Below are 10,191 nucleotides of genomic sequence, written 5' to 3'. Positions count from 1 at the left end.
GCCGGGCGACACCGGAGAAGATCCTCTGCGACCTTCTGGAAGCGGAGATGGCGGAACGCAAAACCAGAAGCATCCGCTACCGCATGGGCCTCGCGAGGTTCCCTGTCGACAAGGACTTGGACGCGTTCAAGTTCTCCGACTCTCCCGTCAACGAGATGCAGGTGAAACGGCTCTACGAAGGGGGCTTTCTGGCCGATCACACCAACATCATCATGGTCGGCGGCACCGGTTCCGGCAAAACCCACTTGGCGATAGCGGTTGCCAGACAGAGCATCCGTGACGACAAGAAGGCACGGTTCTTCAACGTGCTGGACCTAGTCAACCAACTGGAGCAGGAGAAACTCGATGGCCGCGGCGGCAGGCTGGCGGAGCATCTCGCTCGGCACGACTTGGTCATCCTAGACGAGTTGGGGTACCTGCCGTTCTCGAAGAACGGAGGCCAACTGCTGTTCCACCTGATCTCGAAGCTCTACGAGCGAACATCGCTGATCATCACCACCAACCTCACCTTCGGGGAGTGGCCTCAAGTATTCGGCGACGGTAAGATGACGACGGCACTGCTGGACAGGGTGACTCACCACTGCGAGATCGTCGAGACCGGCAACGACAGCTGGCGGATCAAGACCCGGATCAAGAAGTAAAAACTGCTACCTGGGGTGGGTCAATTTTGGACGCCGATGGTGGGTCAATTTTCAAAGCCGATTGACAAAGCAGCCGGCTACGGCCTTCCACGACATGCCTGATCGCCTCCTCCTGCCCAGCGCGAAAGGTGGCGCCATGCCTACCGGAGCCGTGGCGAAGCAATTCGAGAGCCCGTCCCGTATCATATGCCATTCCACACCTCTTTTCAGATCCCAAGGGATAACGCGGCAGTGGCTATCGCATAGTTTTTACAAGTATTGCCGAGCCGTGTCAATCGCGCTGACGGTCTGGACTATTTCCACCTGTTGAAACCTCTCCCATACCACCCACCCGCGCGGCCCGTCCCCACCGGGTCGAGGACCGGACTTTGAGTGGTCAGGATGGCATGTGTTGTGCGGCGCGAGGCAATGTTGCAAGTCGGCTCGCATCGGCTATTATTGGCAAAATCAAATCTGACGCCGCAACGGAGATGACCCCATGCCGCGAGCCCGCAATCCAATCACTGTCTTTGAAACGGGCTTCCTCAACGCCCCCCACCTTCAGCTCGCCGCGCATATCATGGGGATCGGCGACGCGTTCATGGCGCACCATCTTTACAAGGAGATGCCGCCGGGGGTGCCGGACGGAGCCCAGATCAAGGACATTGGGTTCCGCTACCATGAGCTGGCGTACGCGGTAATCACCGGGGATACGGGAAAGAAATCGCAACGCGACGCCCTGCGCGACCAAGCCGTACAGGCCACCTGCCTGGCCCTGAACTGGGCAGGAATGCGGTATCTTGTCGAAAGAAACTTCGAGCTCATCTGCAACCTGGGGGTCGACCACAAGAAAGCTCCGGCCCCGAGATCGAGCATCCCAGCCCCGCTCACGGCACCGATTAACCTCTCCATCAAACATGGCAAGATCAACGGAACGCTGCTGCTGAAGTTTGGTAAGGTCAAGGGGGCAGCGGCCTATTTCGTCCAAGTGTGCAATGGGGATCCCAACGACGAGAGCGCGTGGTGCATGGAGTGGAAGTTCACCAAAATCCGCGGAGGCGTGGACCTTACCGGGCTGGAGCCCGGAAAGGTCTATTTTGTGCGGGTTAGATGCCTCGGCCACGCAGGCCTTGGCCCCTGGTCGGTCTACGTCCACCTCATGGCTGTCTGAAACAGTTTTCACCGGCGTGAGGATGATCTCCACCGTCCTCACGCCGGTAAACATCATGCCAAAAGATCCTCCCACCCCTGCATAACGGATATCGGTTCACAATCCCCTTCGCCTTCACCATTTGACCCCAAAGGTCTCCCGCAACGCCATCTTGTCCGCCTTTTGCTTCACACCTTCCCCGCCAGGCACATTTCTTTTCCCGCTCAGGTCTCCAGCGTTTCGGAAAGGCTTCACCGGCGACTGGATGCGTACTGGCCGGGTGCGAAATCCGATTTCCGGCAGCCAGATCTCTTATCCGCTTTTTGCAACCTCTTTAAATTACAGAGGCAATCGTTTGAAATTTATTTCGCGGCTACGAAATAAATTTCGAGTACTGCAAGATGTGCCCGAAGGGTTCCCAGATGCCTCTCAATGGAACGAAATCGTTCGCACCGTTACGTATTCCGTGTTCGGCAGCTGGGAATCCATCTGCCGCAGGTGAGATCGTTCGATTCCGTGGAAGTGAGGCTAAGATGCCGGGAAGACGTCAAATGTGCCCTCCTGTCGGTTTCAAGATAAAAGAAATCGCTCTAGTCGCTCCCTTATCCTTGTCGTCTTCAATAAAGCTTCAGACGGAGACCCTAAAATTGCCATCAACACAGACAACACATTAGGGCCTTGGGAGCGCCCACAATCCGGCGTCCCCAATTTATTTCTCCAGCAATTAAATCATCCAGCGCAAAATGTTGGTTTGACCGCCCCTGCCATTGCGAAGAAGTGCGCTGCGATATGCTCGTGGAGGTGACGGTGGATAGAAAAGACGAGCACCATACGCTGACTCAACTTCAGAGAGGAATGCCTGGAAGATGTCTATCTGCTTTGCAGGTATGAGGAGATAAAGGAGTGCTGCGAAGAGAGGTAATGATGGAGGTGCTGCGGCTTTGCTTGGCAGGAGATGCCGGCTTCCCCCCTTCCATGACGGAGGGGGGAAGTGCGTTATTTCTCGATAGGGAAACGGTTACGGCGCCACTCGGCCATGTGGCCGGAGAGCAAGGAGACGTTGCGGTAACCGTAGAGCCCCAGGATGGAGCTCGCCATGGCGGCACGGGGGCCGTGCTCGCAGGTCACCACGATCTCGCTGTTTTTGTCGCTGGGGAGGTTGACCATCTTGACCAGGAGCTTCCAGCTCGGAGCATGCACCGCCCCCGGGATATGGCCGCTATTGTATTCAAAACCGGTGCGGACATCGAGTATGACCGGCTGGCGTTTGGACCTCATCTTCTCAAGCACTACTTTAGCTTCCATGCAAAACTCCCGCTACCCATCTGCCGTTAAAGCATAGGATATTTTTTCACTGGTAACTATTTGTTATTTCAAGGCTTAACGCTTCACAATCACAGCCAGACCATTCAAATTCCAATATATATAATCTACCACGTCTCGCATGTCAACCAGACATTATCCTTATCCAGATTCCCCCATGTCCCCCCCAGTACTTCTCACCCCGTCTCAAACGCACGAACCGGTCATTCCTCCCCAGGCGCCCCTCCCTAATTACCTTATCCCAACCATCACCAGTGCCCCCAGGGTGGCGGCGCTCACCAGGAGCCAAAGGGTGACGCCCTGCAAGAGGGGGCGCATCCCTACCTTTTTCAGCACTTCCTTGGAAAGGCCGGTGCCGATGAGAAAGAGGGTGAGCACCAGCGCCTGCTTCGAGACGGCCGAGGCTCCATCGAAAAGCCCGTGGAGCTGCGGCAGCATGGTCCGCAGGGTCGCCGCCACGATGAAGCCGACGATGAAGAGCGGGACCGTCGCCCGGTGCGACGACCTCTTGAAGTACCCCGCCGCGATGACCACCGGGGTGATCCAGATCGCCCTGGAGAGCTTCACCGTGGTGCCGACGGCGAGTGCCTTAGAACCGTAGGAGGCGGCGGCCCCGACCACGCTGCTCGTGTCGTGGATGGCGAGGCCGGCCCAGGTGCCGAAGAGTTCCTGGCTGAGGCCGACCAGGTGTCCAAAGGGTGGAAAGACCAGCAGCGCCACCGAGTTCAGCAGGAAGACGGTCGCCAGCGCCACCGCGATCTCGTGATCCTTGGCCTTGAGTACCGGGGCCATAGCCGCGATCGCGCTCCCGCCGCAGATAGCGGTCCCGAAGGATACCAGCGCTGAGGTGTTGCTCTCTACCTTGTACCATTTCCCCAGCAGGTACCCGATCGCCAGCGTCAGCGAGATCCCGATGGTGGTATAGAGCACCGAAGCCTTCCCTGCCCTCACCACCTCTCCAAGGCTCAGCCCGAAGCCAAGCCCCACCACCGAGAGCTGGAGAATGACCTTGCTCAGCTTGGCGCTTCCTCTCCCCCACGGGTTCCCGATCAGCAGGCTGAAGAGCATCCCGGCCACCAGCGCCATCGCCGTGGTGACCGTCGGCCAGCAACAGGCTGCCAGGCAAACCACAAACAGGAACTTCCGATAGGCGTCTCTTTCCATATTTCCCCCCTCCGCACCGGATAATTGTTGCAATATATATTGCATAACGACTATAAATAAAAATTCAAAGTATTCATCAAAAACATGAATTCTACTTATATGGAGGCGTCATGGCGATAACCCTGCGACAGCTCGATGTCTTCGAGAAGGTAGCCACCTGCGGGCAGGCCACCAGGGCCAGCGAGATGACCGGGATAACGCAGTCGGCGGTCAGCATGGCCATCGCGGAACTGGAGCGGCTGGCCGGCGCCCCGCTGTTCGACCGCCGCGGCCGGAAACTGCTCCTCAACGACCGCGGGCGCTACATCCTCCCTCAGGTGCGTGAGATCATCGCCAGGGTCGCCAGCGTGGAGAGCTTTCTCAACGATTCGGTGGGGGAGCCGGTAGGCGTCTTGAAAGTCGGGGCGAGCACCACCATCGGCAACTACCTGCTGCCGCTATTGGTCGGGGCCTTCGAGCGCCAGTACCCCCGTGCCCGGGTTCTCCTGGAGGTGGGTAACACGAAACAGATCGAGGAGGCGGTGGAGAGCGGCGCCTACGACCTGGGGCTGATCGAGGGGCCGCCGCATATCCCCTCGCTCAAGGTGAGGCCGTGGAAGAAGGACGAGCTGGTCGTGGTGGTGGGGAGGGGACACCCGATGGCGAGCGCCGGCACTCCGACCTGTGCCGAGCTGGCCACGACGAGGTGGATCATGCGGGAGGTCGGTTCCGGCACCCGCGAGATATTCGAGAAGGCTCTTTCAGCGGCGGGGATTCCCTGCGAGATTGCCATGGAGCTCGGCCACACCGAGGCGATCAAGAAGGCGGTGGAGGCGGGGCTGGGGGTGGGATGCCTGTCGAGAATGGCGGTCCAGCGCGAACTGGACCATGGCTGGCTGGTCGAGGTGAAGACGCCGGTGAACCTCGGGAGGACCCTCTTCATCCTGACCCGGGACAGCGATTACACCTCGAAGCTCATGTCGGCCTACCTGTCCCTGCTCGAAGAGGCGCGGTAACCCGCTCGAAGAGGGCGGTAACCCGCTCGGGAGAGCCCCGGGCGTGGAGTCTCAACCCGGATCAGCACCCCCTTTCCCGCGGTCGAGAAGTTCGCGGATCTTGACCAGCAGCCCCTGGGGGGTGATCGGCTTCATGAGCAGATCGAAGTTCTCCTCGATCATGCCGCTTCGCTGCACGACGTCGCGGGGATAGCCGCTCACGAAGAGCACCGGGACCTCGCGCGACAGCGTCCGTATCTCGGCAAAGGCCTCCTTGCCCCCCATGCGCGGCATGATCAGGTCAAGCATCACCAGGGCGATCTTTTCCCGGTGCTCGCGGAAGAGGCTGACCGCCTCCACCCCGTCCCACGCCTCGATCACCTGGTAGCCGAACTGGGTCAACACGCTTACCGCCAGGCGGCGCACCTCGGCGTCGTCCTCGGCCAAGAGCACGGTCTCGCTCCCCTCAGGCACCGGCACCGCCGCCGCTCCCTCCTCGGCGGCCTCCTCCCCGGCCGTCAGCCTGGGAAGATAGATGCGGAAGGTGGTCCCCCGCCCCGGCTCGCTGTTCACGGTGATGAAGCCGTCATGCTGCTTCACGATCCCGTACACGATGGAGAGCCCGAGTCCGGTCCCCTTCCCCGCCTCCTTGGTGGTGAAGAAGGGATCGAAGATCCGCTCCGCGGTCTCGCTGTCCATGCCGATCCCGTTGTCGGAGACGGAGATGACCACGTAGCGCCCCCCCTTCCCATCCGTTTCGAGGGGTGAGAGCTCCACCCCCTCGGTGGCTATGGTGAGCGTCCCTCCGGTCGGCATCGCGTCGCGGGCGTTAGTGGCCAGGTTCATCAGCACCTGCTCGATCTGCCCCCCGTCGGCATTGACCGGGAGGGGATCCTCGCGGAAGTCGGTGCAGACCGTCACGTCCTCGCCGATGATCCTGCTGAGGAACTTCTCCACCTTGCGGACCACCTCGTTGAAGTTGAGCGGCCTGAGCACCATCGGCTCCTTCCTGCTGAAGGCCAAGAGGCTCCGGGTGAGGGTCGCGGCCCGGTCGGCGGCGGAGAGGAGCTTGTCCATGTTCTCCTTGAGCGGGTCGTCGTCCGCCATCTTCATCTGCACGATGTTGGCGTAGCCGAAGATGACCATCAGCATGTTGTTGAAGTCATGGGCCACTCCACCCGCCAGTTTCCCGATGGCCTCCATCTTCTGCGCCTGGCGAAGCTGTTCCTCGAGCCTTTTCCTTTCGGTGACGTCCTCCTTGATGGCGATGAAATGGGTGATCTCCCCTTCCCTGTTCTTGACCGGCGCGATGGTCGCCTGCTCCCAGAAGTAATCCCCATCCTTCTTGCGGTTGTGGAACTCGCCGTGCCACACCCGTCCCGAGGTGATGGTCGACCAGAGCCGGCGGTACTCCTCGTCCGGGGTCTTCCCGGACTTCATGATGCGGGTGTGCTGTCCGAGCGTTTCCTCCGGGGTGAAGCCGGTCACCTGGTAGAACTTGGGGTTGACGAACTCGATGATGCCGTCGCTGTTGGCGATCATGATGGAGACCGGGCTCTGCTGGATGGCGGAGGAGAGTTTGCGGAGTTCCTCCTCCGCCTGCGTCCTTTCCGTCACGTCCTCGCAGATTCCCAGGATGTAGGTGGGTTGCTCGGCCTGGTCGAGGATGGAGATCTTCTTGCCGCCGATCACCCGGTCACCCCGGTAACGGGTCGTGATGGTCTCCTCCGGCATTTCCACCACGCTCCCCGCCGGCGGGGGATCTTCGGTCAGGCGGGCGAAGTAGCGGGCGAGCTCGGCGGGGAGCACCTGGGAGGGCTTGCATCCCACCAGCTTTTCGCGGCTGTAGCCGAGGAGATCTTCTCCGGCCCGGTTGACCCTGAGGATGGTGCCGCTCACGGCGTCCTCGACGAGGATCATGTCGGGGATGTTCTCGAAGATGCTGGAGAGAAACTGCTCGCTCTTTCCGAGGGCTTCCTCCGCCTCCAGCCGAAGCGCGAGGCTGTCCTCCAGCTCCAGCACCTTTTCCTCCAGCTTGGCCGCCACCACCGTGCTGTACCCTTTCAGGTACTCGCTCTCCTCCCCGAGCGGGGTGGCGGCACCCTCCTTTTCACCTCCCTCGCGCCGGTTGAGCGCCGCCAGGATCTCCTGCCAGAACTCGTCCGGCTCCTTCGGCTTGGTGATGAAGGCGTCGGCACCGAGCTTGCGGGCGAACTCCTCGTCCTTGGAACCGGTATAGACCGCCGAGTAGAAGACGAAGGGAATCTTCTTCAAAAGGTCGTGGATCTTCACGTTGCGCAGGAACTCGAAGCCGTCCATCTGGGGCATCAGGGCGTCCGAGATGATCAGGTCGGGAAGCTGCTCGAGTGCCACGTCGTACCCTTCGCGGCCGTCACGGGCCTCGATGACGGTCACTTCTCCGCGGTTCTCCAGGTAGTAGCGAAGCCCCCTGCGGTCATTGGCATTGTCGTCCACCACCAGAATCTTCATGCCTCCACCTCCCCGGGATACTCCGGCTCACCCTCGGCATTCCCCAACCGTGCCGGCACGACGATGCCGAAACGGCTCCCCTTGCCGAGAACGCTCTCCACGGTCACCTCCCCTTCCAGGACGTCGGTGACGAGCTTGTGGGTGAGGTAGAGGCCGAGACCGGTGCCGGGAGGGCTGCCGCTTGGATGCCCCAGGCGAACGAAAGCCTGGAACATGCGGGGGAGGTCGTCCTCGGCGATTCCGATCCCGGTGTCGATGACGCTGATTTCGACCATGCCCCTCCCCTGCTCGTCGAAGAGCCGGGTGGCGACGGTCACCTCCCCTTCCGAGGTGAACTTCTGCGCGTTGGAGAGGAGGTTGATGAGCGCCTGCAAAAGCCGCCGCCGGTCGGTGCGAAGAGACGCCCGGCCGGCTTCCACCCGCAGCAAAAGCCCCTTCTCGTCGTAATCCTTCTTGACCAGCTTGACCGCCTCGACGACCAGGTCGAACAGCTCGAACTCCTCGAGCACCGCCTCGATCTTTCCCGCCTCGATCTTGGAGACGTCGATGACGTCGTTGATCAGGTTCAACAGGTGCTTGCCGCTTCTGAGGATGATATCCAGGTTGTCGGACTGCTCCTTGGTGATGGGACCGGTCCAGCCGTGCAGGATGATGCTGGAGAAGCCGATGATCGAGTTGAGCGGTGTCCTCAGCTCGTGGCTCATGGTGGCGATGAACATCGACTTGAGACGGTCGAGGTCCTTGAGCTTGATGTTGGCCTGCTCCAGTTCCTCGGTCTTCTGGTTGAGATCGTCCACCAGGTTCATGAGGGCCCGCTGGCTCTGGGCTAGCTCCGACCCCCTGCGGTCCAGCTCGGCGGTCCGTTCCCGGACCCGGGTCTCCAGTTCGGCGTAGAGTTTCCTAAGCTCCGCCTCGGCCTTCTTGGTGGGGGTGATGTCGCGGGCGATGCTGGCCGCTCCCACCACCTCGCCCCGGGTGTCGAAGATGGGGGAAACGGTGACCGCCACGTCGACCCGGCGCCCGTCCTTGCAGACCCGCACGGTCTCGTGGCGCTCGACGGGAATCCCCTTGGCCACCTGTTGGAGGACCTCCTCCATCTCTTCCGCCCGGTCGGGGGGGATCAACAGGGAAATGGAGCGGCCGAGCACCTCGTCCCGCCGGTAACCGTACAGGTGTTCGGCGCCGCGATTCCAGCTCACGATGTTCCCTTCCAGGGTCTTGCCGATGGCGGCGTCGTCGGTGAATTCCACGATGGCGGCCAGGTGGGCCCGGGCCTCCTCCCCTTTCATGCGTTCGGTGATGTCACGGTTACTCCCCCGGGTCCCGAGGAAACGCCCCTCGCCGTCCAGTACCGGTTGGCAGGTATGATCGAGCCAGCGGACCTCCCCGTCGGCCCGCACGATGCGGTACCGGACCTCGCACGGGTTCGCCTCGACGGCATCCTTGCGGTGGGAGCGGAAAGCCTCACGGTCTTCGCCGTAGACGATCCGCGAAAACAGCGCCGGATCGTCGCGGAACTCTGCGGCCTGAAACCCGGTGATGCGGAGACAGGAGGGGGAGAGGTAGAGGAACTCGCCGGTCGGGGCGATCCAGAATTCCCAGTCGTAGGTGTTGTCGGCGACGATCCGGTACTTGTCGGCCGCCGCCTTGGCCAACTCGTTGCTGATGGATATCTCATCGGCCATGCGGTCGAAGGCCTTGCCGAGCTCGGCCAGCTCGTCGGCCCCCTTCAGGCGGCAGCGGGCGGTCAGGTCCCCCTCGGTCAACCGCTTGGCGACGTTGACCAGCAGGGCGACCCGCCGGGTGAGGGCGACATGGAGCAGCCCCCCCAGCATCAGCAGCAGCCAGCCGAACAGGACCGCCTCCGCGAGGGCCTGTTGCCTGAGGGCCTGCCGCCGGACATCCTTGCGGCGTCCGGCGTCGTAGTGCATGACCAGCATCCCGGCCCGGCGCGGCCTCAGCTCCCCGGCCCGGACATCTTCGAAGACCGGATAGTAGGTGGTGATGACCCTGCGATCGGAGGAAAAGGACGTCTTGCCGGCCGAACTGGCGGCCGCCTCCTTCATCGCGACGGGATCCAGCCCCGGGATGCCGCGGGAGGCCGGACTCCCCACGGTGCGGATAATGGTGGAGGCGGCAATGATCCCCGCCTCGTCCACCAGGGAGAGGTCGATGACGTTGGGATGGGTGGACCAGGCGGCGAGGGTCTGCTGGACCCCCTGCCGGTCCCCCACGCGCAGGCGCTGCAGCACGGAGATCTGGAGGACCGCCATGTCCTGGGTCACCAGGCTTAACGACTCGCGTTCCTCCTCCTGGTCGGCCTGCATCCGGCTGTAGGTCGTGCTGAAAACCTCCACCGTCAGGGCAATGACGAGAAGCAGCAGGGGTATGCTCAACCGTAGCGGGAAGCGGCTCAGCGGACTCACGGGATGCTCTCCACCGACCGTCCGTCGAAAAGCCGATCAAGTGG

7 protein-coding genes are annotated in these 10,191 nt (G+C 61.7%); 3 read left to right on the top strand and 4 right to left on the bottom strand.

Annotation, left to right across the window (positions count from 1 at the left end; translation table 11 throughout):
* On the top strand, positions 1-641 hold a 641-nt coding region (gene istB / locus ACYVL5_RS04170), incomplete at its 5' end, for an IS21-like element helper ATPase IstB (protein ID WP_460594296.1).
* Positions 642-1,119: 478 nt separating this feature from the next.
* The gene (locus ACYVL5_RS04165) at positions 1,120-1,791 is read left to right on the top strand and encodes a fibronectin type III domain-containing protein (protein WP_460594295.1); all 672 of its coding nucleotides are present in this window, start codon (positions 1,120-1,122) and stop codon (positions 1,789-1,791) included.
* 975 nt (positions 1,792-2,766) lie between these two features.
* Here the strand turns inward: ACYVL5_RS04165 and ACYVL5_RS04160 are convergent.
* Together ACYVL5_RS04160 and ACYVL5_RS04155 are read right to left on the bottom strand one after the other, a co-directional pair.
* Positions 2,767-3,075 (bottom strand): rhodanese-like domain-containing protein, encoded by a 309-nt coding sequence (locus tag ACYVL5_RS04160; RefSeq protein ID WP_460594294.1) that lies wholly within the window; start codon positions 3,073-3,075, stop codon positions 2,767-2,769.
* Between the two features lie 249 nt (positions 3,076-3,324).
* On the bottom strand, positions 3,325-4,257 hold the full coding sequence (locus ACYVL5_RS04155; protein WP_460594293.1) for a YeiH family protein: 933 nt from the start codon (positions 4,255-4,257) through the stop codon (positions 3,325-3,327).
* Positions 4,258-4,367: 110 nt separating this feature from the next.
* On the opposite strand from ACYVL5_RS04155, the gene ACYVL5_RS04150 reads away from it, so the two are divergent.
* The gene (locus ACYVL5_RS04150; RefSeq protein WP_460594292.1) at positions 4,368-5,252 is read left to right on the top strand and encodes a LysR substrate-binding domain-containing protein; all 885 of its coding nucleotides are present in this window, start codon (positions 4,368-4,370) and stop codon (positions 5,250-5,252) included.
* Between the two features lie 51 nt (positions 5,253-5,303).
* On the opposite strand, the gene ACYVL5_RS04145 is transcribed toward ACYVL5_RS04150, so the two are convergent.
* Positions 5,304-7,721: a hybrid sensor histidine kinase/response regulator gene (locus tag ACYVL5_RS04145; RefSeq protein ID WP_460594291.1), complete on the bottom strand. Its 2,418-nt coding sequence runs from the start codon at positions 7,719-7,721 to the stop codon at positions 5,304-5,306.
* Complete coding sequence (locus ACYVL5_RS04140; RefSeq protein WP_460594290.1) at positions 7,718-10,147, bottom strand: PAS domain S-box protein; 2,430 nt, start codon at positions 10,145-10,147, stop codon at positions 7,718-7,720. The genes ACYVL5_RS04145 and ACYVL5_RS04140 overlap by 4 nt, the downstream gene beginning before the upstream one ends.
* Between the last annotated feature and the right edge of the window lie 44 nt (positions 10,148-10,191).

The organism is Geomonas sp. Red276 (assembly GCF_054784495.1).
This window is presented reverse-complemented; position numbering and strand designations above follow the sequence as displayed.

Excerpts from the sequence above, each read along its gene's own strand:
- ACYVL5_RS04165 (WP_460594295.1), top strand. The coding sequence starts at position 1,120 with ATGCCGCGAGCCCGCAATCCAATCACTGTCTTTGAAACGGGCTTCCTC.
- ACYVL5_RS04160 (WP_460594294.1), bottom strand. The coding sequence starts at position 3,075 with ATGGAAGCTAAAGTAGTGCTTGAGAAGATGAGGTCCAAACGCCAGCCG.
- ACYVL5_RS04155 (WP_460594293.1), bottom strand. The coding sequence starts at position 4,257 with ATGGAAAGAGACGCCTATCGGAAGTTCCTGTTTGTGGTTTGCCTGGCA.
- ACYVL5_RS04150 (WP_460594292.1), top strand. The coding sequence starts at position 4,368 with ATGGCGATAACCCTGCGACAGCTCGATGTCTTCGAGAAGGTAGCCACC.
- ACYVL5_RS04145 (WP_460594291.1), bottom strand. The coding sequence starts at position 7,721 with ATGAAGATTCTGGTGGTGGACGACAATGCCAATGACCGCAGGGGGCTT.